Genomic DNA, 22,342 nt, shown 5'->3' with positions numbered 1-22,342 from the left:
GTATCTTATATTATGTCTATCCATATTGCTGCTCAGCAGGGTGAAATTGCTGATAAAATTCTTCTTCCTGGGGATCCTCTTCGTGCTAAGTTTATTGCGGAGAATTTCCTTGAAGATGCTGTTTGTTTTAACGAAGTGCGTAACATGTTTGGTTACACTGGTAATTACAAGGGTCACCGTGTATCTGTCATGGGAACTGGGATGGGAATGCCGTCCATTTCGATTTATGCGCGTGAGTTGATTGTGGACTACGGTGTGAAAAAATTGATCCGTGTGGGAACTGCGGGTTCGTTAAATGAGGATGTTCACGTTCGTGAATTGGTTTTGGCACAAGCAGCTGCAACCAACTCAAACATCATCCGTAACGACTGGCCACAGTATGATTTCCCACAAATCGCTAGCTTTGATTTGCTAGACAAGGCCTACCATATCGCCAAAGATCTCGGTATGACCACCCACGTTGGGAACGTCTTGTCATCAGATGTCTTTTACTCAAACTACTTTGAAAAGAACATCGAGCTTGGTAAATGGGGAGTTAAAGCTGTGGAAATGGAAGCAGCAGCTCTTTACTATCTTGCTGCCCAACATCACGTTGATGCACTTGCTATCATGACCATTTCTGATAGCTTGGTCAATCCAGATGAAGATACCACTGCAGAAGAACGCCAAAATACCTTCACTGATATGATGAAGGTTGGATTGGAAACCTTGATTGCAGAGTAATCAGAGAATAGCTTTTCAATTACATTAGTTACAAGAACTGTTGTAAGTGATTTATTTTCAATATCTAAGCAATGATAAAGAAAGAGTTGAAAATCCAACTATTGATTTTCAACTTTTTTAGAACCCAGCTTAAGGAGAGATGTGATGGATAAAATAGAACTATTACAAGATTTGATTGATAAAAGCCACAGAATAGTCTTTTTCGGAGGGGCAGGAGTGTCAACCGAGTCTAATATCCCAGATTTTCGTAGTTCAGATGGTGTTTATAGTCAACAGTTAGGCCGTCATTTTACGGCAGAGCAACTCGTTTCTCGGACTATGTTTGAGCGCTATCCAGAAGATTTTTTTGACTTCTATAAAAAATACCTGATTTATCCAGAAGCCAAGCCTAATGCTGCTCACACTTATCTGGCTGCTTTGGAAAAGACAGGTAAGCTAAAGGCTGTTGTGACACAAAATATCGATAGTCTTCATGAAATGGCTGGCTCCCAAAAGGTCTTTAAATTGCATGGGAGTGCGGACCGCAATTACTGCCTAGGTTGTCAACGTTTCTATGACTTAACTGCTTTTCTGGCCCTCGAGGGACTGGTTCCCCACTGCTTAGATTGTGGTAAGGTGGTCAAGCCTGACGTGACCTTGTATGAAGAATCGCTTGACATGGATGTCTTTAGCCAGGCTGCACAAACTATTCGGCAAGCTGACTTGCTGATTATTGGTGGGACTTCCTTGGTTGTTTATCCTGCAGCTAGCCTAGTAAACTATTTTTCTGGAACAAATCTGGTCCTTATCAATAAAACCAGTATTCCACAAGACAGCCAAGCTACATTGGTCATTGAAGGCAAGATTGGGGAAGTCTTTTCGAAATTGAGACAATAAAAGAATTTTAGAAGATAGCAACAAAACCTTGTTACTTGAAAGAGAAAACTATCTCATTTATTGACCAAAATCTCGCTCTTTAAGAGTTACTAAAAACTGGCTGAGAAAATCAAAACACCTTCACTGATATGATGAAGGTCGGCTTGGAAACCTTGATTGCAGACTAAATTTGTAATAGAAAATCCTGATTTCATTTGAAATCAGGATTTTTTCATGGATGCGATTTTTTCTGGGTCTGGTGTGACACGGAGGGTCTTTTGTCCAGTATAAGTAACAAAACCGGGTTTGCCACCTGTTGGTTTGTTGAGTTTTTTGACTTCTATCATATCAACCTGCACCAGATTTGACAGACGTCCCTTGGAGAAGTAGGCAGCTAGCTCCGCCGCGTCCGTCTTAACTTCGTCAGAAGGATTAAGATTTCCTGAGATAACGACGTGGCTTCCTGGAATGTCCTTGGCGTGGAACCAAAGTTCTTCCTTGCGAGCCATTTTAAAGGTTAGTTCTTCATTTTGCAAGTTGTTTCGACCGACATAGATGATGGTTTTGCCATCGCTTGCTAGATACTGTTCTGGTTTTTTGCGTTTGTGGATTTTCTCACGTTGGCGTCTTCTAATGAAGCCTGTTTGGATCAATTCTTCACGGATTTCAGCGATTTCTTCCAGTCCAGCTTGGTTGAGCACAGTCTCCACACTTTCCAGATAGAGAATGGTAGCCTTGGTTTCTTCGATCAGTTCCGTCAGGTATTTAACAGCTTCTTTGAGTTTCTGGTAGCGTTTAAAGTATCGCTGGGCATTCTGGCTGGGTGTTAGGGCCTTATCAAGAGCAATGGTGATAGGCTGGTTGGTGTAGTAGTTGTCCAAGGTAACCTGATCTTGGTCATTGGGAACTTGGTGGAGGAAGGTTGTCAGCAATTCTCCTTTTTGACGAAACTCCTCAGCATTGTCTGTTGCCAGTAATTCTTTTTCCTGTTTTTTGAGTTTGTGGCGATTTTTCTGAAGCTCGTTTTCAACGCGGCGAATGAGTTCACTGGCTTGCTGTTTGACGCGATCGCGCTCTGCCTTGTCTTTGTAGTAGGTATCCAGAAGATCAGAAAGACTGGCAAAAGGCTCTCCTACACGATTCGCAAAAGGAACTGGGCTGAAAGAAGTTTCTGTCAAAAATGGTTTGCTTACTTGACTGAAAAAGTTACGGAAAGTGGAAAGTTTTTCACTAACCAGTATGCTTTCCAGTTCGTTTGCCGTATCTCGCCCCAAACCTTGAAAGAGGCTTTGAAGATTTTTTGCAGTTAGTTCTTGGGTTTGCAAGATTTCAAAGAGCTTTTCATCCTTGACAGTAAAAGGATTGAGAGATTCCGTGCTTGGTGGAGCGATATAGCTTGACCCTGGGAGCAAGGTGCGGTAGCTGTTTTGTGAAAAACCAACGTGTTTGATGACTTCGAGGATTTTATGGCTACTTTTATCTACGAGGAGAATATTGCTGTGTTTGCCCATAATCTCGATAATCAGGGTAGCCTGGATATGATCCCCAATTTCGTTTTTATTAGAAACCGTGATCTCCACAATGCGGTCATTTTCCACTTGCTCAATCGACTCAATCATAGCACCCTGCAAATACTTTCTCAAAACCATGATAAAAGTAGAAGGTTGGGCTGGATTTTCAAAGGTCGTTCGGGTCAGCTGAATGCGTCCAAAAACGGGATGAGCAGAGAGGAGCAGGCGATGGCTTTGGCGATTGCTACGGATTTGCAAGACCAACTCTTGTTCAAAAGGTTGATTGATCTTCTGAATGCGACCATTGACCAACTCGCTTCGCAGTTCCTCAACCATGTGGTGTAAAAAAAATCCGTCAAATGACATCGTTCTCTCCTTGTGATTGTATTCCATAGTATTATATCAAAAAGGTAGAATAAAATCATGGAAATATGGTATAATAAAGCCAAGTAAAGAGAATCGAGAAGTACATGTATATTGAAATGGTAGATGAAACTGGTCAAGTTTCACAAGAAATCTTGCAACAAACCCAAGAAATTTTGGAATTTGCTGCCCAAAAAATAGGAAAAGAAGACAAGGAAATGGCAGTCACTTTTGTGACCAACGAGCGTAGTCACGAACTCAACCTCAAGTACCGTGACACCGATCGTCCGACGGATGTCATCAGCCTTGAGTATAAGCCAGAGTTGGATATTGCCTTTGACGAAGAGGATTTGCTTGAAAATCCTGAATTGGCAGAGATGATGTCTGAGTTTGATGCCTATATTGGGGAATTGTTTATCTCTATCGATAAAGCGCATGAGCAGGCTGAGGAATACGGTCACAGCTTTGAGCGTGAGATGGGCTTCTTGGCAGTACACGGCTTTTTACATATTAACGGCTATGATCACTACACTCCGGAAGAAGAAGCGGAGATGTTCGGTTTACAAGAAGAAATTTTAACAGCCTATGGACTCACAAGACAATAAACGAAAATGGAAAAATCGTGACCTGGTATCCAGTTTAGAATTTGCCCTTACAGGAATTCTTACTGCGATCAAGGAAGAACGCAATATGCGAAAACATGCAGTGACAGCCCTTGTGGTTATCCTTGCAGGTTTTGTTTTTCAGGTGTCACGAATCGAATGGCTCTTTCTCCTAATGAGTATTTTCTTGGTAGTGGCCTTTGAGATTATTAACTCCGCTATCGAAAATGTGGTGGATCTAGCCAGTCATTACCACTTTTCTATGTTGGCAAAGAAAGCCAAGGACATGGCAGCAGGAGCCGTGTTGGTGGTCTCTCTTTTTGCTGCGGTAACAGGTGCACTTATCTTTCTCCCACGCATTTGGGATTTATTATTTTAAACACTAAGAGGAAATTATGACATTTAAATCAGGCTTTGTGGCCATTTTAGGACGTCCCAATGTTGGGAAGTCAACCTTTTTGAATCACGTCATGGGGCAAAAGATTGCCATTATGAGTGACAAGGCGCAAACAACACGTAATAAAATCATGGGGATTTACACAACGGATAAGGAACAAATCGTCTTTATCGACACACCAGGGATTCACAAGCCTAAAACGGCTCTTGGAGATTTCATGGTGGAATCTGCCTACAGTACTCTGCGTGAAGTGGATACTGTTCTATTCATGGTGCCAGCTGATGAGCCACGTGGTAAGGGTGACGATATGATCATCGAGCGTCTGAAGGCTGCCAAGGTTCCAGTTATTTTGGTGGTCAATAAGATTGACAAGATCCATCCAGACCAGCTTTTGGCTCAGATTGATGACTTCCGTAACCAGATGGACTTTAAGGAAATTGTTCCGATCTCAGCTCTTCAGGGAAATAACGTTTCTCGTCTAATTGACATCCTCAGTGAAAATCTTGAGGAAGGTTTCCAGTACTTTCCGTCTGATCAAATCACAGATCATCCTGAGCGTTTCTTGGTTTCAGAGATGATTCGTGAGAAAGTCTTGCACCTAACTCGTGAAGAGATTCCTCACTCAGTTGCAGTGGTAGTTGACTCCATGAAGCGGGACGAAGAGACAGACAAGGTTCATATCCGTGCAACCATCATGGTCGAGCGTGATAGTCAAAAAGGTATTATCATTGGTAAAGGTGGCGCTATGCTCAAGAAAATTGGGACCATGGCCCGTCGTGATATCGAACTCATGCTAGGGGACAAGGTTTTCCTAGAAACTTGGGTCAAGGTCAAGAAAAACTGGCGTGATAAAAAGCTAGATTTGGCTGACTTTGGCTATAATGAAAAAGAATACTAAGTAGAGGTGGGCTCATGCCTGCTTCTTGTTTTTACAGAAGGAGGATTTATGCCTGAATTACCTGAGGTTGAAACGGTTCGTCGTGGCTTAGAAAAATTGATTTTGGGAAAGAAGATTTCGAGTGTAGAGATTCGTTATCCCAAGATGGTCAAGACAGATTTGGACGAGTTTCAAAAGGAAGTGCCTGGTCAAGTTGTTGAGTCAATGGGACGTCGTGGAAAATATTTGCTTTTCTACCTAACAGACAAGGTCTTGATTTCCCATCTGCGGATGGAGGGCAAGTATTTTTACTATCCAGACCAGGTTCCTGAACGCAAGCATGCCCATATTTTCATTCGGTTTGAAGATGGAGGCACGCTTGTTTATGAGGATGTACGCAAGTTTGGTACTATAGAACTGTTGACACCCAACCTATTGGAAGCCTACTTTGTTTCTAAAAAACTAGGGCCTGAGCCAATAGAGCAGGATTTTGATTTGCAGTCCTTCCAAGCTGCCCTATCCAAATCTAAAAAGCCTATCAAATCTCACCTTCTAGACCAAACCTTGGTCGCTGGTCTTGGAAATATCTATGTGGATGAGGTTCTCTGGCGAGCTCAGGTCCATCCAGCTAGATCTTCCCAGACTTTGACAGCAGACGAAACGTCAGCTATACATAACCAGACCATTGCTGTTTTGGGACAGGCAGTCGAAAAGGGCGGTTCCACCATTAGAACCTATACCAATGCCTTTGGGGAAGACGGAACCATGCAGGACTTCCATCAGGTCTATGATAAGACTGGTCAGGCATGTTCACGCTGTGGCACCATCATTGAGAAATTCCAGCTTGGCGGAAGGGGAACTCATTTTTGTCCTCAGTGTCAAAGGAGGGGCTGATGGGAAAAATCATCGGAATCACAGGAGGAATTGCCTCTGGTAAGTCAACTGTGACAAATTTTCTAAGAGAAAAAGGCTTTCAAGTAGTGGATGCTGACGCAGTCGTTCACCAACTACAAAGACCTGGTGGTCGTCTTTATCAGCTCTTGGTTCAACACTTTGGGCAGGAAATCATCCTTGAAAATGGAGAACTCAATCGTCCTCTCCTGGCTAATCTCATCTTCTCAAATCCTGAGGAGCGGGAATGGTCTAGGATAACTCAAGGAGAGATTATTCGTGAGGAATTGGCTGCACTGAGAGAACAGTTAGCCCAGACAGAAACGGTTTTTTTCATGGATATTCCCCTGCTTTTTGAACAGGACTACGCCAACTGGTTTGATGAAACATGGCTGGTCTATGTGGACCGTGATGTTCAGGTGGATCGTTTCATGAAACGAGATCATCTTTCTAAGGAAGTAGCTGAGTCCCGTTTGGCTGCCCAGTGGTCTTTAGAAGAAAAGAAAAAATTGGCGAGCCATATATTAGATAATAATGGCAGTCGCGATCAGCTTGTGGGTCAAGTAGTGAAGTTACTTGAAGGAGGCGATAGCTGTGCAAGAGATTAGTTGGAAAGAGAATCTTCGTGTCGCCTGGTTCGGTAGTTTTCTAACGGGAGCCAGTATTTCCTTGGTTGTCCCTTTCATGCCTATCTTTGTAGAGCAGTTGGGAATTGAAGGGGACCAAGTTGCTTTCTATGCTGGATTAGCTATCTCAGTTTCGGCTGTTTCAGCAGCTCTAGTTTCTCCTATCTGGGGTATTCTTGCTGACAAATATGGTCGAAAACCCATGATGATTCGAGCGGGTCTTGCCATGACCATTACGATGGGAGGTTTGGCCTTCGTGCCAAATATCTATTGGCTACTCTTTCTGCGCTTGCTCAATGGTGTATTTACTGGTTTTGTCCCCAATGCAACGGCCTTGATTGCCAGTCAGGTACCTAAAGATAAGTCGGGAGCGGCTCTGGGAACTCTATCTACAGGTGTTGTTGCAGGAACACTGACGGGTCCCTTTGTTGGAGGCTTTATTGCTGAAATTTTTGGCATTCGTAATGTCTTTTTATTGGTAGGTGCTTTCTTATTTTTAGCTGCAATACTAACCATTTTCTTTATCAAGGAAGATTTTCAGCCAGTGGCTAAGGAGAAGGCTATCCCAACGAAAGAAGTATTTTCTTCTTTCAAGTATCCTAGGCTTTTAGTGAATCTATTTTTGACGAGCTTTGTCATTCAATTTTCAGCTCAATCAATTGGTCCCATTCTAGCTCTCTATGTGCGGGACTTAGGGCAGACTGAAAATCTCCTCCTTGTATCTGGATTGATCGTATCCAGCATGGGATTTTCTAGCATGATGAGTGCTGGAATTCTAGGAAAACTTGGCGATAAGGTAGGGAATCATCGATTGTTAGTTGCGGCGCAGATTTATTCAGTCATCATTTACCTTCTTTGTGCTCATGCAACCAGTCCCCTTGAACTCGGCTTGTACCGTTTTCTCTTTGGTTTGGGAACGGGCGCTCTGATACCAGGTATCAATGCCCTTCTCAGCAAAATGACTCCTAAATCAGGTATTTCAAGGTTTTTCGCATTCAATCAAGTCTTTTTTTACCTCGGTGGAGTAATTGGCCCCATGGCGGGATCCGCAGTTGCAGGCTATTTGGGCTACCATGCTGTCTTTTATGCGACAGCAGCCTGTGTAGCTTTCAGTTGTTTATGTAACATAGTGCAATTTAGATTATTATTAAAAGTAAAGGAAATCTAGTGCGAGTAAAAATCAATCTCAAGTGCTCCTCTTGTGGCAGCATAAATTATCTAACCAGTAAGAACTCCAAAACTCATCCTGACAAGATTGAGGTTTTAAAGTATTGTCCCAAGGAAAGAAAAGTAACCCTACATCTTGAATCTAAGTAGATTTTATGGTAAAATAATAGGGATTTTAAGGAGTTTGATATGTACAACCTATTATTAACCATTTTATTAGTATTATCTGTTGTGATTGTGATTGCTATTTTCATGCAACCAACTAAGAACCAATCCAGCAATGTATTTGATGCCAGCTCGGGTGATTTGTTTGAACGTAGTAAAGCGCGTGGTTTTGAAGCTGTGATGCAACGTTTGACAGGTATTTTAGTCTTTTTCTGGCTAGCCATTGCCTTAGCATTGACGGTATTATCAAGTAGATAAGAAATGGGCGAGACTAGGTCTTAGCCTATTTTTATTTTCAATGACACTTATAAAGTTATCAATCAAAAAGAAATTATAAAAATCTAGAAAGAAAACATGAAAGATAAAATAAAAGAATATTTGCAAGAGAAGGGGCGAGTGACGGTAAATGACCTAGCTCAGGCTCTCGGAAAGGATGGATCCAAGGATTTCAGTGAGTTGATTAAAACCCTGTCTCTGATGGAAAGAAAGCACCAGATTCGATTTGGAGAAGATGGAAGCCTCTCCTTGGACCAAAAGAAGAAACATGAAATTACCCTCAAAGGGATTTTTCATGCCCATAAAAACGGCTTTGGCTTTGTTAGTCTAGAAGGGGAAGAGGACGACCTTTTTGTAGGAAAAAACGATGTCAACTATGCCATTGATGGTGATACCGTAGAGGTGGTCATCAAGAAAGTCGCTGACCGCAACAAGGGAACTGCTGCAGAAGCCAAAATTATCGATATTCTAGAGCATAGTCTGACGACAGTTGTCGGGCAAATCGTTCTGGATCAGGAAAAGCCCAAGTATGCGGGCTACATCCGTTCAAAAAATCAGAAAATCAGCCAGCCAATTTATGTTAAGAAACCAGCCCTCAAACTTGAAGGTACTGAAGTTCTCAAGGTCTTTATCGACAAATATCCAAGTAAGAAACACGATTTCTTTGTCGCTAGTGTGCTGGACGTGGTGGGACACTCAACTGATGCTGGGATTGATGTCCTTGAAGTCTTGGAGTCCATGGATATTGTTTCAGAATTTCCAGAAACTGTTCTCAAGGAGGCGGAAAGTGTGCCTGATGCTCCGTCTGAAAAAGATATGGAAGGTCGTCTGGATCTAAGAGATGAGATTATCTTTACCATTGATGGTGCTGACGCCAAGGACTTGGACGATGCAGTGCATATCAAGGCCTTGAAAAATGGAAATCTGGAGCTTGGTGTTCACATCGCGGATGTTTCCTACTATGTGACTGAGGGCTCTGCCCTTGACAAGGAAGCCCTTAACCGAGCAACTTCTGTCTACGTGACAGACCGTGTAGTGCCTATGCTACCAGAACGACTGTCAAATGGCATCTGCTCTCTTAATCCTCAAGTCGATCGCTTGACCCAGTCTGCCATTATGGAAATTGATAAACATGGTCGTGTAGTTCATTACACCATTACCCAAACGGTTATCAAGACTAGTTTTCGTATGACCTATAGCGCTGTCAATGACATCCTAGCTGGTGACGAGGAGAAGAGACAGGAGTTTAAGAAAATTGTTCCTAGTATCGAGCTCATGGCCAAGCTTCATGAAAGGCTAGAAAGCATGCGTGAGAAACGTGGAGCTCTCAATTTTGATACCAGCGAAGCTAAGATCTTAGTGGATAAAAAAGGTAAGCCTGTTGATATCGTTCTTCGTCAGCGTGGTGTTGCCGAGCGGATGATCGAGTCCTTCATGTTGATTGCTAATGAAACGGTTGCGGAACACTTTAGTAAACTGGACCTTCCTTTCATCTATCGGATTCACGAGGAGCCCAAGGCTGAAAAGGTTCAGAAGTTTATTGATTATGCTTCGAGCTTTGGTTTGCGAATTTATGGAACTGCCAGTGAGATTAGCCAGGAGGCGCTTCAAGATATCATGCGTGCGGTTGAGGGAGAACCCTATGCGGATGTATTATCCATGATGCTTCTCCGTTCTATGCAGCAGGCTCGCTATTCAGAGCACAATCACGGTCACTATGGTCTTGCTGCTAACTATTATACTCACTTTACCAGCCCCATTCGTCGTTATCCAGACCTCCTTGTTCACCGCATGATTCGGGACTATGGGCGTTCTAAGGAAATAGCCGAGCATTTTGAACAAGTGATTCCAGAGATTGCGACCCAGTCTTCCAACCGTGAGCGTCGCGCTATTGAGGCAGAGCGTGAAGTCGAAGCCATGAAAAAAGCTGAGTACATGGAAGAATACGTGGGTGAAGAGTATGATGCGGTTGTATCCAGCATTGTTAAGTTTGGTCTTTTTGTCGAATTGCCAAATACAGTTGAAGGTTTAATCCACATCACTAATTTGCCTGAGTTTTATCATTTCAATGAGCGTGATTTGACTCTTCGTGGAGAGAAATCAGGAATAACCTTCCGTGTAGGACAACAGATTCGCATTCGAGTTGAAAGAGCCGATAAGATGACAGGAGAGATTGATTTCTCTTTCGTACCTAGTGAGTTTGATGTCATTGAAAAAGGCTTGAAACAAGCTGGTCGCAGAGACAGGGGTCGTGGTTCAAGTCGCCGTTCAGATAAGAAGGAAGACAAGAGAAAATCAGGACGCTCAAATGATAAGCACAAGCATTCACAAAAAGATAAAAAGAAAAAAGGCAAGAAACCTTTTTATAAGGAAGTAGCTAAGAAAGGAGCCAAGCATGGCAAAGGGCGAGGGAAAGGTCGTCGCACAAAATAAAAAGGCACGCCACGACTATACAATCGTAGATACGCTAGAGGCAGGAATGGTCCTGACAGGAACGGAGATCAAGAGTGTTCGAGCTGCTCGAATCAATCTCAAGGACGGCTTTGCCCAAGTAAAAAATGGGGAAGTCTGGTTGAGCAACGTTCATATCGCTCCTTACGAAGAGGGCAATATCTGGAATCAGGAACCAGAACGCCGTCGCAAACTCCTGCTCCATAAGAAGCAAATCCAAAAATTGGAACAAGAGACTAAAGGAACAGGAATGACCCTAGTTCCCCTCAAAGTCTATCTCAAAGATGGCTATGCCAAGCTTCTTTTAGGACTTGCCAAAGGGAAACATGACTATGACAAACGGGAGTCGATCAAGCGACGTGAACAAAACCGCGACATCGCGCGTGTGATGAAAGCTGTCAACCAGCGATAAAAGAGGAAGTGAAATGGAAAAATTAATTGCCTATAAACGGATGCCCTTGTGGAATAAACAGACCATGCCTGAAGCAGTTCAGCAAAAGCACAATACTAAAGTTGGCACTTTGGGGGAAAATTACAGTCTTGAAGGGGGCACTTAAGTTTATTGAGTTGACAGAAGATGGTGAGGTTCTTGCTGAGCACTTCTTTGAGGCTGGGGCCGACAACCCCATGGCGCAACCACAAGCATGGCACCGAGTGGAGGCTGCCACAGATGATGTAGAGTGGTACTTGGAATTTTATTGTAAACCTGAGGATTATTTCCCTAAGAAATACAATACCAATCCAGTCCATTCGGAAGTCTTAGAAGCTATGCAAACGGTAAAACCTGGAAGAGCCTTGGATTTGGGTTGTGGTCAAGGCCGTAACTCTCTCTTTCTTGCACAGAATGGTTTTGATGTGACAGCTGTGGATCAAAATGAATTGTCCCTTGAAATCTTGCAAAGCATTGTGGAACAAGAGGATCTAGACATGCCTGTTGGTCTTTACGATATCAATTCAGCCAGTGTTAGCCAAGACTATGATTTCATCGTTTCAACAGTTGTTCTGATGTTCCTACAAGCGGACCGCATTCCAGCTATTATCCAAAATATGCAGGAGCACACCACGGTTGGTGGCTATAACCTTATCGTCTGTGCCATGGATACAGAGGATTATCCTTGCTCAGTCAACTTCCCATTCACTTTTAAAGAAGGGGAGTTGGCGGACTACTACAAAGATTGGGAGTTGGTCAAGTACAATGAAAATCCAGGACATCTGCACCGTCGTGATGAAAATGGCAATCGCATTCAACTACGATTTGCGACCATGTTAGCCAAAAAAGTCAAGTAAATCAAACTTAACCCAGCGAATAGAAATCACTTTGCAAGGTTTCTATTCGTTTTTGTTTGCGTTGGTTGATTGGGACGAGCAGGATTTTATGCTATACTAGAAGTAGGAAATCTGAGCAGTAGAGGTCTATTACTGTCTCTCTGCTTAATCAGTTGTAGATGATGGAGGTGATCCAATGGCGAGTCTTTTGGTGGAGCTGTATGATCGGTATGTATTGGAAAAGAATGTCTACCAAGCCTTTGTCAGTGATTGTGACGAGATTCTTTTTCTATCTTTGACGAAAATAAGGAATGAAGAGAAGCTCTCTCTCCGTCAGTTTATCATGGAAGAGGTACCTCATATTCAACGAGTGACCTTTCGTCAGCTATCTTTAGAACAGCTGTCTGATCAGTTAGACTATTGTCTAGCAGGCTATGACCAGGTTCTTCTTGATGTTTTTGGTGGGGATTCGCTACTAGCCTTATCTCTCTATCAATACGGCTTGGATCGGGACCTCCCCATCGTTGCCATGGATGTTGAGCGAGGAAAACAATACAAGTGGGGAGCCGGTCAGTTAGAAAAAGAAGACATGGACATTCCAACCCTAAGCATCCAACAGTTGATAGCCTTGCGTGGTGGAAAAATGCTCAAATCCAAACGCCCTATCCACTCAGCTCAGCAAATTGCAGCCATCAAAAAGATAGCCAGCTCAGCTATTGCCAATCCTGCCCACTGGTACCAAGTGACCCAATTTTTCTCGCTGGCCAAGACCAATGACCTTCATGCTGAGACCGAAAAAATACTGGATAACAACGGCAAGTATTATCACTATCCAGAATCCCTGATTCCCTTACTAGTAGAAGCGGGGATGCTTCGTATTGAAAGAGAGGACAAGGAGCGAGTAATCTACAGCTTTCCAAGTCAAGAAGCTCAAATCTTTTGCCGCAACAAGGGGCATATTTTAGAGGTATATCTCTATCTCTTGGCGCTTGAATCTCAGCTGTTTGATGAGTGCATGATAGGCGGTGAGATTGATTGGAATGGCATCTTTCCAGAGGCGGACAATGTTCAAAATGAGATTGATGTCATTCTGAGAAAGGGACGCTCGATTACCTTTATCTCCTGCAAGATGACAGATTTATCAGTTGAAGCCATCAATGAGATAGAAGTCTACGCCAATCATTTTGCTGGGGAAAGTTGCCTCAAGTTAATTGTCTGTACGGGGAAAATCAATCCTGTTTATGCCAATCGCTGTCAAGAATATGGCGTGCTGGTCATTAGAAGTGAGCAGATTCCTAATCTCATTCCCATGCTAAAAAAATATTCTAAGAGACAAAAAAGATAAGAAATAATATCATGAAAGGCTGGAATTCCAGTCTTTTTTATTTCTTTTTCGAATAAATGAGAAAAGGAGGTAGACCATGTTTGTAGCCAGAGATGCACAGGGGAAATTGGTGAATGCCCTCGAAAAAGATGTTAGCAAGCAAGCTTATACTTGTCCAGCCTGTGGTGGTGGACTACGATTACGTCAGGGACAGAGTATTCGAACGCACTTTGCCCATGAAAGGTTAAGAGATTGTATTGCCATTTTTGAAAATGAAAGTCCAGAACACTTGGGCAACAAAGAGGCCCTCTATCACTGGGCCAAGAAGGACAATCAAGTCGCCTTAGAATACAGTCTGCCCGAGATTCAGCAGATTGCGGATGTTCTCGTCAATGAGAAATTAGCTCTGGAGGTTCAGTGCAGTCCCTTGTCTCAAAAGCTTTTAGGCGATAGAAGTCAAGGCTACCGTAGTCATGGTTATCAGGTTATCTGGCTACTGGGAGAAAAACTCTGGTTAAAAGAGCGATTAACACAACTGCAAAGGGGATTCCTCTATTTTAGTCAGAATATGGGATTCTATGTTTGGGAACTAGATCTCAAAAAGCAAGTTTTGAGACTCAAATATCTTCTGCATCAGGACCTACGTGGCAAGCTTCATTTTCAGGTCAAGGAATTTCCCTTTGGTCAAGGAAATCTCTTGGAAATTTTACGATTTCCTTATCATAAACAAAAACTGCCTCGTTTTGTAGTTAAGCAAGATTCATCTATCTGTCACTACATTCGTCAGCAGTTGTACTACCAAACGCCTTACTGGATGAAGAAGCAGGAGGAAGCCTATCATCAAGGAAAGAATCTATTAAACCGTCAACTAGACGACTGGTATCCTCAAGTCAAGCCGATAGAATCAGGTGATTTTTTGCAGATTGAAACGGATTTGACTAGCTATTATAGAAGTTTTCAGGCTTACTATCAAAAAAATCCTAAAAATAATCGTCAAAAGCTCTATCCACCAGCCTTTTATCGCTTATATTTCTCAAAAAATGTGGTAAAATAGAAAGGATGGAGGAATCTTATGGTATTACAACGACATGAAATAAATGAAAAAGATACATGGGATCTTTCAACAATCTACCCAACAGACCAGGCTTGGGAAGAAGCCTTGAAAGATTTAACTGAAAAAGTACAAACAGCATCTCAGTATGAAGGGCATCTCTTGGATAGTGCAGACAGTTTGCTTGAGATTACAGAATTCTCACTTGACTTGGAACGCCAAGTTGAAAAGCTTTATGTCTATGCGCATATGAAAAATGATCAGGACACGCGTGAAGCCAAGTATCAAGAGTACTATGCTAAGGCAATGACCCTGTACAGTCAGTTAGAACAAGCCTTTTCATTCTATGAACCTGAGTTTATGGAGGTTAGCGAAAAGCAGTATGCTGCCTTCCTAGAAGCTCAACCAAAACTCCAAGTTTACAAACACTTTTTTGACAAGCTCTTGCAAAAGAAAGATCATGTTCTTTCACAACGTGAGGAAGAATTACTTGCTGGAGCAGGAGAGATCTTTGGCGCTGCTAGTGAAACCTTTGCTATTTTGGATAATGCGGATATTAGCTTCCCATACGTTCTTGATGACGAAGGCAATGAAGTACAACTCTCACACGGTACTTACATCCGTTTGATGGAGTCTAAAAACCGTGAAGTGCGTCGTGGTGCCTATGAAGCCCTTTATGCGACATACGAGCAATTCCAACACACTTATGCTAAGACTTTGCAGACAAATGTTAAAGTGCAAAACTACCGCGCAAAAGTTCGCAACTATAAGAGTGCTCGCCATGCAGCCCTCGCAGCAAACTTTGTTCCAGAGAGTGTCTATGACAATTTGGTAGCAGCAGTTCGCAAGCACTTGCCACTCTTGCATCGATACCTTAACCTTCGTTCTAAAATCTTGGGAATTTCCGACCTCAAGATGTACGATGTCTACACACCACTTTCTTCTGTAGATTATAGTTTTACCTACCAAGAAGCCTTGAAAAAGGCAGAAGAAGCCTTGGCGGTTTTAGGTGACGACTACTTGAGCCGTGTCAAACGTGCCTTCAGTGAGCGTTGGATTGATGTCTATGAAAATCAAGGCAAGCGTTCTGGTGCCTATTCTGGTGGTTCTTATGATACCAATGCCTTCATGCTTCTCAACTGGCAGGACAATCTAGACAATCTCTTTACCCTTGTCCATGAAACAGGTCACAGTATGCACTCAAGCTATACTCGTGAAACTCAGCCTTATGTTTACGGAGATTATTCTATCTTCTTGGCAGAGATTGCCTCAACGACCAATGAAAATATCTTGACAGAGAAATTGTTGGAAGAAGTAGAAGATGATGCAACTCGTTTTGCCATTCTCAATAACTTCTTGGACGGTTTCCGTGGAACAGTCTTCCGTCAAACTCAATTCGCTGAGTTTGAACATGCCATCCACCAAGCAGACCAAAATGGAGAAGTCTTGACAAGTGATTTCCTCAATAAGCTCTATGCTGACTTGAACCAAGAGTATTATGGACTCAGCAAGGAAGACAATCCTCAGATCCAATACGAGTGGGCACGCATTCCTCACTTCTACTATAACTACTATGTGTATCAGTATTCAACAGGTTTTGCAGCTGCTTCAGCCTTGGCTGAGAAGATTGTCCATGGTAGTCAAGAAGATCGTGACCGCTATATCGACTACCTCAAGGCAGGTAAGTCAGACTATCCACTCAATGTTATGAGAAAAGCGGGTGTTGATATGGAAAAAGAAGACTATCTCAACGATGCCTTTGCAGTCTTTGAACGTCGCTTGAACGAGTTTGAAGCCCTTGTTGAAAAATTGGGATTAGCATAAGATGGTAGAGTCTTATAGTAAAAATGCCAATCACAATATGCGACGTCCAGTCGTCAAGGAAGAAATCGTAGAACTCATGCGCCAGCGTCAAAAGCAGGTGACTGGTTCTTTGAAAGAATTGGAAGCCTTCGCTCGCAAGGAAAATATCCCAATCATTCCTCATGAAACAGTTGCTTACTTTCGATTTCTCATGGAAAGTAAGCAGCCTAAGAATATTTTGGAAATTGGGACAGCTATCGGTTTTTCAGCTCTTTTGATGGCGGAGCATGCGCCAGATGCTAAGATTACAACCATTGACCGCAATCCTGAGATGATAGGCTTTGCCAAGGAAAACTTTGCCCAGTTTGACAGTCGTAAGCAAATCACCCTCTTAGAGGGAGATGCCGTAGATGTTTTGTCTAGCCTGACAGAAACTTATGACTTTGTCTTTATGGATTCGGCTAAGTCCAAGTACATCGTCTTTCTACCTGAAATCCTCAAACGACTTGAAGTTGGTGGAGTGGTTGTCTTAGATGATATTTTTCAAGGAGGAGATGTTGCCAAGGACATCATGGAAGTCCGCCGTGGTCAACGAACCATTTATCGTGGTTTGCAAAGACTTTTCGACGCAACTTTGGACAATCCAGGTCTAACAGCAACTCTAGTTCCTCTTGGTGATGGCATTCTCATGCTACGAAAGAATGTAGCAGATGTACAGCTACCTGATGATAAATGATTTTCAGAAAAATTTAAGAAATTATAGTAAAATAGATAAAGTAACACTTACCGTAAAAGGAGTAAACATGAAGAAAAAAATTATGGCAGGAGCCATCACACTTTTATCAGTAGCAACACTTGCAGCTTGTTCAAATAGTTCTGAAGGAAAAGATTTGATTAGCATGAAGGGTGATGTGATTACAGAACATCAATTCTTTGAAGAAGTAAAGAATAATCCAACTGCGCAACAAGTCTTGCTCAACATGACCATTCAAAAAGTATTTGAAAAACAATATGGATCAGAAGTGACTGATAAAGATGTGGATGACGCCGTTGCTGAGGAACAAAAGAAATACGGCGATAGCTACAATAGCGTACTTCAACGGGCAGGTATGACACCTGAGACTCGTAAAGCTCAAATCCGTACTAGCAAATTGGTTGAATTGGCGGTTAAGAAAGCTGCCGAGAGTGAATTGACAGATGAGGCTTACCAAAAGGCTTTTGAGTCCTATACACCAGATGTGACAGCTCAAATCATCCGTATGGATAATGAAGACAAGGCAAAAGAAGTGCTTGAGAAAGCCAAAGCAGAAGGTGCAGATTTTGCTCAGTTGGCAAAAGACAACTCTAACGATGATAAGACAAAAGAAAATGGTGGAGAAATCACTTTTGACTCTGCTTCAACAGAACTTCCAGAACAAGTCAAAAAAGCAGCCTTTGCCTTGGATGTGAACGGTGTTTCTGATGTGATTACGGCTACTGGAACACAAGCCTACAGCAATCAATTCTACATCATCAAAGTAACGAAGAAAACAGAAAAATCTTCTAATATAGAGGATTACAAAGAAAAATTGAAGACCATCATTTTGACTCAAAAACAAAATGATTCAGCCTTTGTTCAAGGAGTAATTGGTAAAGAATTACAAGCTGCTAATATCAAAGTCAAAGACCAAGCCTTCCAAAACATCTTCACCCAATACATCGGTGGTGGTGACTCAAGCTCAAGCAGTAGCTCTTCATCTAACTAAGCAATGAAAATACAAATCTCATTTGAGGTTTGTATTTTTTATGCTTGAAGACAAAAAATAAGTAAAATTCGAAGGATTAAAGGATGATAGTTTTTTTCTTTCTGAAAAAGTGGTATAATAACAATCAAAACTAGAAAATAAAACGGAATTAGGGACAACCACCTCTGTTCCTATTAGAGTGGTGAAATATGAAAATTAGTAAAAGGCACCTACTGAACTATTCCATTTTGATTCCTTATTTTCTTCTGTCGATTTTGGGATTGATTGTAGTTTACTCGACAACGAGTGCAACCCTAATTGAAGAAGGAAAAAGCGCTTTTCAATTGGTACGTAACCAGGGAATTTTCTGGGTAGCTAGTTTGGTTTTGATTGCCTTAATCTATAAATTAAAATTAGGTTTCCTGAGAAATGGACGTCTCATTTTTATCGTGATGATTGTGGAGATGATTCTTTTAGCCCTAGCGCGTCTGGTCGGAACACCTGTCAATGGAGCATACGGATGGATTTCTGTAGGACCTGTAACGATTCAGCCGGCTGAATACCTTAAGATTATCATCATATGGTACTTGGCACATCGTTTTTCAAAACAGCAAGATGAGATTGCGGTTTATGATTTCCAGGTGTTGACCCAAAATCAATGGCTACCTCGAGCTTTTAACGACTGGCGTTTTGTTCTGCTGGTTCTGATTGGTAGCTTGGGGATTTTCCCCGACTTGGGAAATGCGACCATCTTGGTCTTGGTGGCGCTCATTATGTACACCGTTAGTGGAATCGCCTATCGTTGGTTCTCGACTATTCTAGCTCTCTTGGCAGGGAGTTCAATTTTATTCTTATCTGTCATTCGTCTTGTTGGGGTTGAAAAATTTTCTCAGATACCGGTATTTGGTTATGTTGCTAAACGTTTTAGTGCCTTCTTTAATCCCTTTAATGACTTGGCGGGTGCAGGACACCAGCTTGCAAATTCCTACTATGCCATGGTTAATGGAGGCTGGTTCGGACTAGGATTGGGAAATTCTATCGAGAAGCGTGGCTATCTGCCAGAAGCCCATACGGATTTCGTCTTTTCGATTGTCATCGAAGAGTTTGGATTCGTAGGAGCGAGTATGATTTTGGCTTTACTCTTCTTCTTAATTTTACGAATCATCTTGGTTGGTATTCGAGCTAAGGATCACTTTAACTCCATGGTTGCTATCGGTGTTGGAGGGATGATTCTTGTCCAGGTCTTTGTCAATATCGGTGGGATTTCTGGTTTGATTCCTTCTACAGGGGTGACCTTCCCCTTCCTTTCACAAGGTGGGAACAGTCTCCTGGTATTATCCGTAGCCATTGCCCTCGTATTAAATATCGATGCCAGCGAGAAACGTGCTAAACTCATTAGAGAATACGAATCTCAAACTGTTGAAGGTCTGTAAGGATTGTATGGAAAGGAAAAATATATGTCTCTTCAGAAATTAGAAAACTATAGTAATAAAGCCGTCATCCAAGAAGAAGTCTTGATTTTGACAGAGTTACTAGAAGATATTACAAAAAATATGCTAGCGCCAGAGACCTTTGAAAAAATCATGCAGTTGAAGGAATTATCAACAAATGAAAACTATCAAGGGCTCAATGAACTGGTGACTAGCCTTTCCAATGAAGAAATGATTTACATTTCTCGTTATTTCTCTATCCTTCCACTCTTGATTAATATATCTGAGGATGTGGACTTAGCCTATAAAATTAACCACCAGAACAATATTGACCAAGACTATCTAGGGAAATTGTCTACAACCATAAAGATGGTAGCTGAAAAAGAAAATGCAGCTGAAATTTTAGAAAAGTTAAATGTCGTTCCTGTCTTGACCGCCCATCCAACGCAAGTACAACGCAAGAGTATGCTGGACTTGACCAACCATATCCATACTCTTTTGCGCAAGTACCGTGATGTCAAACTAGGCTTGATTAATAAAGAAAAATGGAACATGGATCTCCGTCGTTACATTGAAATTATCATGCAAACAGACATGATTCGTGAGAAGAAATTGAAGGTAACCAACGAAATCACCAACGTGATGGAGTACTATCAAAGTTCATTCCTGAATGCTGTGCCACGTTTGACGGCTGAATATAAGAAACTAGCTAAAGAACAAGGAATTGAGCTTCAACATCCAAAACCAATTACTATGGGGATGTGGATTGGAGGAGACCGCGATGGAAATCCTTTCGTAACAGCGGAAACCCTCAACAAATCAGCCTTGACTCAGTGCGAAGTCATCATGAACTACTACGATGAAAAGATTTATAATCTTTATCGTGAATTTTCACTTTCAACCAGCATCGTGAATGTCAGCGACAAAGTTCGTGAGATGGCGTTGAAGTCGCAAGACAACTCCATTTATCGCGAAAAAGAACTCTATCGTCGTGCCCTTTTTGATATCCAAGCTAAGATGCAGGCAACTAAGGCTTATTTGATTGAAGACAAGGATCTTCAGCCTAGATATGCTACTGCAGATGAATTTTATCAAGACTTGTTGGCCATTCGAGATTCTCTCCTTGAGAATAAAGGGGAATACCTGATTTCAGGAGAATTTGTTGAACTGATGCAAGCCGTTGAAATCTTTGGCTTCTACCTTGCTTCTATCGACATGCGCCAAGATTCTAGTGTTCATGAAGCTTGTGTGGCTGAGTTGTTAGCATCTGCTGGCATCAACGACCACTATAGCGATCTTTCTGAAGATGAAAAATGCGCCCTCCTCTTAAAAGAGTTGGAAGAAGACCCTCGAATCCTCTCAGCAACTCATGCTGAAAGGTCAGAACTGCTTGAAAAAGAACTGTCTATCTTTAAAGCTGCCCGCAAGTTGAAGGATAAACTGGGTGAAAATGTCATTCGCCAAACCATCATCTCTCACGCGACAAGTGTATCTGATATGCTAGAATTAGCCATCATGCTCAAAGAAGTAGGCTTGGTTGATGCTCAAAAAGCGCGCGTTCAGATTGTTCCTCTTTTTGAAACGATTGAAGACTTGGATCACTCGGAAGAAACCATGAGAAGATACTTCTCTCTTCCATTGGCTAAAAAGTGGATTGCTTCAAAAGACAACTACCAAGAAATCATGCTTGGCTACTCCGATAGTAATAAAGATGGTGGTTATCTATCATCATGTTGGACACTCTACAAGGCTCAACAACAACTGACTGCTATTGGAGATGAATTTGGCGTTAAAGTCACCTTCTTCCATGGCCGTGGTGGTACTGTAGGTCGTGGTGGTGGCCCAACTTATGAAGCCATCACATCTCAACCGCTCAAGTCTATCAAGGACCGTATCCGTCTGACTGAGCAAGGAGAAGTCATTGGAAACAAATACGGAAACAAAGACGCTGCCTACTATAACCTTGAAATGTTGGTATCCGCGGCCATTAACCGTATGATTACCAAGAAAAAGAGCGATACCAATACCTCAAATCATTATGAGTCTATCATGGATCAAGTAGTGGACCGTAGCTACGATATCTACCGTGATTTGGTCTTTGGAAACGAACATTTCTATGATTATTTCTTCGAGTCAAGCCCAATCAAGGCTATATCAAGCTTCAACATTGGTTCACGTCCTGCAGCTCGTAAGACTATCACTGAAATTGGTGGTCTACGTGCCATTCCTTGGGTCTTCTCATGGTCACAAAGTCGTGTCATGTTCCCTGGATGGTATGGAGTAGGATCCAGCTTTAAAGAGTTTATTGATCAAGATCCGAAGAATATCGAGTTTCTTCGTGACATGTACCAAAACTGGCCTTTCTTCCAATCTCTTCTTTCCAATGTAGACATGGTCTTATCTAAGTCTAACATGAACATTGCTTTTGAATATGCTAAGCTCTGTGAAGATGAAGAAGTGCAGGCTATCTACTACACTATTTTAGATGAATGGCAGTTGACTAAGGACGTTATTTTAGCTATTGAAGGCTATGACGAACTCTTGGCAGAAAACTCTTACCTAAAAGACAGCCTAAATTATCGTATGCCTTACTTTAATATCCTTAACTACATTCAGTTGGAATTGATCAAACGTCAACGTCGTGGCGAATTGTCAGCTGACGAAGAAAAACTGATCCATACAACTATTAACGGAATTGCAACCGGTTTGCGTAATTCAGGCTGATATTCTACAAACTTCCTCTTTTTTCAGGGGGAAGTTTTTGAATTGTTTAAAAAATTCTAAAAATAGCCTTGACAAGTAGTTGAAAAATGATATAATTTAAACATTCAGAAAGTAAT

Annotated in this window: 20 protein-coding genes, 1 pseudogene and 1 other annotated feature (1 of these 22 only partly in view); of the genes and pseudogenes, 20 read left to right on the top strand and 1 reads right to left on the bottom strand. The window is 42.0% G+C overall.

Features of this window, described 5'->3' with window-relative positions; all coding sequences use genetic code 11:
- Window positions 1–12 precede the first annotated feature (12 nt).
- Both deoD and HMPREF1125_RS09955 read left to right on the top strand, forming a co-directional pair.
- Window positions 13–723 carry a purine-nucleoside phosphorylase gene (gene deoD / locus HMPREF1125_RS09960; RefSeq protein ID WP_000022089.1) on the top strand — a complete coding sequence of 237 codons (711 nt, stop codon included), beginning with the start codon at window positions 13–15 and terminating at the stop codon, window positions 721–723.
- Window positions 724–867: 144 nt separating this feature from the next.
- On the top strand, window positions 868–1,599 hold the full coding sequence (locus HMPREF1125_RS09955) for an NAD-dependent protein deacylase (RefSeq protein ID WP_000357675.1): 732 nt from the start codon (window positions 868–870) through the stop codon (window positions 1,597–1,599).
- Between the two features lie 200 nt (window positions 1,600–1,799).
- On the opposite strand, the gene pavA is transcribed toward HMPREF1125_RS09955, so the two are convergent.
- A complete protein-coding gene (pavA, locus tag HMPREF1125_RS09950) occupies window positions 1,800–3,455 on the bottom strand; it encodes an Rqc2 family fibronectin-binding protein PavA (protein WP_000006761.1) in 1,656 nt (551 codons plus the stop codon).
- 104 nt (window positions 3,456–3,559) lie between these two features.
- Between pavA and ybeY the strand changes: the two genes are divergently transcribed.
- The 18 genes and pseudogenes from ybeY to ppc all read left to right on the top strand — a co-directional run bounded on the left by ybeY (window position 3,560) and on the right by ppc (window position 22,226).
- Window positions 3,560–4,057 (top strand): rRNA maturation RNase YbeY, encoded by a 498-nt coding sequence (gene ybeY, locus HMPREF1125_RS09945; RefSeq protein ID WP_000275174.1) that lies wholly within the window; start codon window positions 3,560–3,562, stop codon window positions 4,055–4,057.
- The gene (locus tag HMPREF1125_RS09940) at window positions 4,038–4,433 is read left to right on the top strand and encodes a diacylglycerol kinase family protein (RefSeq protein WP_000378186.1); all 396 of its coding nucleotides are present in this window, start codon (window positions 4,038–4,040) and stop codon (window positions 4,431–4,433) included. The genes ybeY and HMPREF1125_RS09940 overlap by 20 nt, the downstream gene beginning before the upstream one ends.
- A gap of 16 nt (window positions 4,434–4,449) precedes the next feature.
- Window positions 4,450–5,349 (top strand): GTPase Era, encoded by a 900-nt coding sequence (era, locus tag HMPREF1125_RS09935; protein WP_000143271.1) that lies wholly within the window; start codon window positions 4,450–4,452, stop codon window positions 5,347–5,349.
- Between the two features lie 48 nt (window positions 5,350–5,397).
- A complete protein-coding gene (gene mutM / locus HMPREF1125_RS09930; RefSeq protein WP_001114631.1) occupies window positions 5,398–6,222 on the top strand; it encodes a DNA-formamidopyrimidine glycosylase in 825 nt (274 codons plus the stop codon).
- Entirely contained in the window at window positions 6,222–6,827 is a 606-nt protein-coding gene (coaE, locus tag HMPREF1125_RS09925; protein WP_000516167.1) for a dephospho-CoA kinase, read from the top strand. The genes mutM and coaE overlap by 1 nt, the downstream gene beginning before the upstream one ends.
- Entirely contained in the window at window positions 6,814–8,013 is a 1,200-nt protein-coding gene (locus HMPREF1125_RS09920) for a multidrug efflux MFS transporter (protein ID WP_001156303.1), read from the top strand. Before coaE ends, HMPREF1125_RS09920 begins: the two co-directional genes overlap by 14 nt.
- A complete protein-coding gene (rpmG, locus tag HMPREF1125_RS09915) occupies window positions 8,013–8,162 on the top strand; it encodes a 50S ribosomal protein L33 (RefSeq protein WP_001809104.1) in 150 nt (49 codons plus the stop codon). Before HMPREF1125_RS09920 ends, rpmG begins: the two co-directional genes overlap by 1 nt.
- 39 nt (window positions 8,163–8,201) lie before the next feature.
- Entirely contained in the window at window positions 8,202–8,435 is a 234-nt protein-coding gene (gene secG / locus HMPREF1125_RS09910) for a preprotein translocase subunit SecG (protein WP_000282517.1), read from the top strand.
- Between the two features lie 96 nt (window positions 8,436–8,531).
- Window positions 8,532–10,886, top strand: coding sequence for a ribonuclease R (rnr, locus tag HMPREF1125_RS09905; RefSeq protein WP_000653282.1), 2,355 nt, complete (start codon window positions 8,532–8,534; stop codon window positions 10,884–10,886).
- Window positions 10,849–11,316 (top strand): SsrA-binding protein SmpB, encoded by a 468-nt coding sequence (gene smpB, locus HMPREF1125_RS09900; RefSeq protein WP_001051752.1) that lies wholly within the window; start codon window positions 10,849–10,851, stop codon window positions 11,314–11,316. The genes rnr and smpB overlap by 38 nt, the downstream gene beginning before the upstream one ends.
- A gap of 13 nt (window positions 11,317–11,329) precedes the next feature.
- Window positions 11,330–12,191 (top strand): annotated as a pseudogene (gene tehB / locus HMPREF1125_RS09895) (SAM-dependent methyltransferase TehB).
- A 175-nt stretch (window positions 12,192–12,366) separates the two neighbouring features.
- Window positions 12,367–13,515 (top strand): hypothetical protein, encoded by a 1,149-nt coding sequence (locus tag HMPREF1125_RS09890; RefSeq protein ID WP_000157676.1) that lies wholly within the window; start codon window positions 12,367–12,369, stop codon window positions 13,513–13,515.
- Window positions 13,516–13,591: 76 nt separating this feature from the next.
- Window positions 13,592–14,548: a competence protein CoiA gene (locus tag HMPREF1125_RS09885; RefSeq protein ID WP_000495886.1), complete on the top strand. Its 957-nt coding sequence runs from the start codon at window positions 13,592–13,594 to the stop codon at window positions 14,546–14,548.
- Between the two features lie 18 nt (window positions 14,549–14,566).
- A complete protein-coding gene (gene pepF / locus HMPREF1125_RS09880) occupies window positions 14,567–16,369 on the top strand; it encodes an oligoendopeptidase F (protein WP_000244103.1) in 1,803 nt (600 codons plus the stop codon).
- A gap of 1 nt (window position 16,370) precedes the next feature.
- Window positions 16,371–17,084 (top strand): O-methyltransferase, encoded by a 714-nt coding sequence (locus HMPREF1125_RS09875; protein WP_000230404.1) that lies wholly within the window; start codon window positions 16,371–16,373, stop codon window positions 17,082–17,084.
- A gap of 67 nt (window positions 17,085–17,151) precedes the next feature.
- Window positions 17,152–18,093, top strand: a complete 942-nt coding sequence (gene prsA / locus HMPREF1125_RS09870) for a peptidylprolyl isomerase PrsA (RefSeq protein ID WP_000727162.1) — start codon at window positions 17,152–17,154, stop codon at window positions 18,091–18,093.
- 188 nt (window positions 18,094–18,281) lie between these two features.
- Window positions 18,282–19,505, top strand: a complete 1,224-nt coding sequence (gene ftsW / locus HMPREF1125_RS09865) for a cell division peptidoglycan polymerase FtsW (protein ID WP_000703347.1) — start codon at window positions 18,282–18,284, stop codon at window positions 19,503–19,505.
- Between the two features lie 24 nt (window positions 19,506–19,529).
- The gene (gene ppc / locus HMPREF1125_RS09860; RefSeq protein WP_000058151.1) at window positions 19,530–22,226 is read left to right on the top strand and encodes a phosphoenolpyruvate carboxylase; all 2,697 of its coding nucleotides are present in this window, start codon (window positions 19,530–19,532) and stop codon (window positions 22,224–22,226) included.
- Between the two features lie 96 nt (window positions 22,227–22,322).
- Window positions 22,323–22,342 (top strand) — a binding site (T-box leader); it runs 196 nt beyond the window's last position.

This window comes from Streptococcus oralis SK304 (genome assembly GCF_000287715.1).
In the GTDB taxonomy this organism is placed as follows: domain Bacteria; phylum Bacillota; class Bacilli; order Lactobacillales; family Streptococcaceae; genus Streptococcus; species Streptococcus oralis_Y.
This window is presented reverse-complemented; position numbering and strand designations above follow the sequence as displayed.

Bases quoted from the DNA above. Each gene is read 5' to 3' on its own strand.
- prsA (WP_000727162.1), top strand. From the start codon at position 17,152: ATGAAGAAAAAAATTATGGCAGGAGCCATCACACTTTTATCAGTAGCA.
- deoD (WP_000022089.1), top strand. From the start codon at position 13: ATGTCTATCCATATTGCTGCTCAGCAGGGTGAAATTGCTGATAAAATT.
- HMPREF1125_RS09890 (WP_000157676.1), top strand. From the start codon at position 12,367: ATGGCGAGTCTTTTGGTGGAGCTGTATGATCGGTATGTATTGGAAAAG.
- HMPREF1125_RS09875 (WP_000230404.1), top strand. From the start codon at position 16,371: ATGGTAGAGTCTTATAGTAAAAATGCCAATCACAATATGCGACGTCCA.
- smpB (WP_001051752.1), top strand. From the start codon at position 10,849: ATGGCAAAGGGCGAGGGAAAGGTCGTCGCACAAAATAAAAAGGCACGC.
- era (WP_000143271.1), top strand. From the start codon at position 4,450: ATGACATTTAAATCAGGCTTTGTGGCCATTTTAGGACGTCCCAATGTT.
- pavA (WP_000006761.1), bottom strand. From the start codon at position 3,455: ATGTCATTTGACGGATTTTTTTTACACCACATGGTTGAGGAACTGCGA.
- HMPREF1125_RS09940 (WP_000378186.1), top strand. From the start codon at position 4,038: ATGGACTCACAAGACAATAAACGAAAATGGAAAAATCGTGACCTGGTA.
- secG (WP_000282517.1), top strand. From the start codon at position 8,202: ATGTACAACCTATTATTAACCATTTTATTAGTATTATCTGTTGTGATT.
- pepF (WP_000244103.1), top strand. From the start codon at position 14,567: ATGGTATTACAACGACATGAAATAAATGAAAAAGATACATGGGATCTT.
- rnr (WP_000653282.1), top strand. From the start codon at position 8,532: ATGAAAGATAAAATAAAAGAATATTTGCAAGAGAAGGGGCGAGTGACG.
- HMPREF1125_RS09885 (WP_000495886.1), top strand. From the start codon at position 13,592: ATGTTTGTAGCCAGAGATGCACAGGGGAAATTGGTGAATGCCCTCGAA.
- ftsW (WP_000703347.1), top strand. From the start codon at position 18,282: ATGAAAATTAGTAAAAGGCACCTACTGAACTATTCCATTTTGATTCCT.
- HMPREF1125_RS09955 (WP_000357675.1), top strand. From the start codon at position 868: ATGGATAAAATAGAACTATTACAAGATTTGATTGATAAAAGCCACAGA.
- mutM (WP_001114631.1), top strand. From the start codon at position 5,398: ATGCCTGAATTACCTGAGGTTGAAACGGTTCGTCGTGGCTTAGAAAAA.
- ppc (WP_000058151.1), top strand. From the start codon at position 19,530: ATGTCTCTTCAGAAATTAGAAAACTATAGTAATAAAGCCGTCATCCAA.
- ybeY (WP_000275174.1), top strand. From the start codon at position 3,560: ATGTATATTGAAATGGTAGATGAAACTGGTCAAGTTTCACAAGAAATC.
- coaE (WP_000516167.1), top strand. From the start codon at position 6,222: ATGGGAAAAATCATCGGAATCACAGGAGGAATTGCCTCTGGTAAGTCA.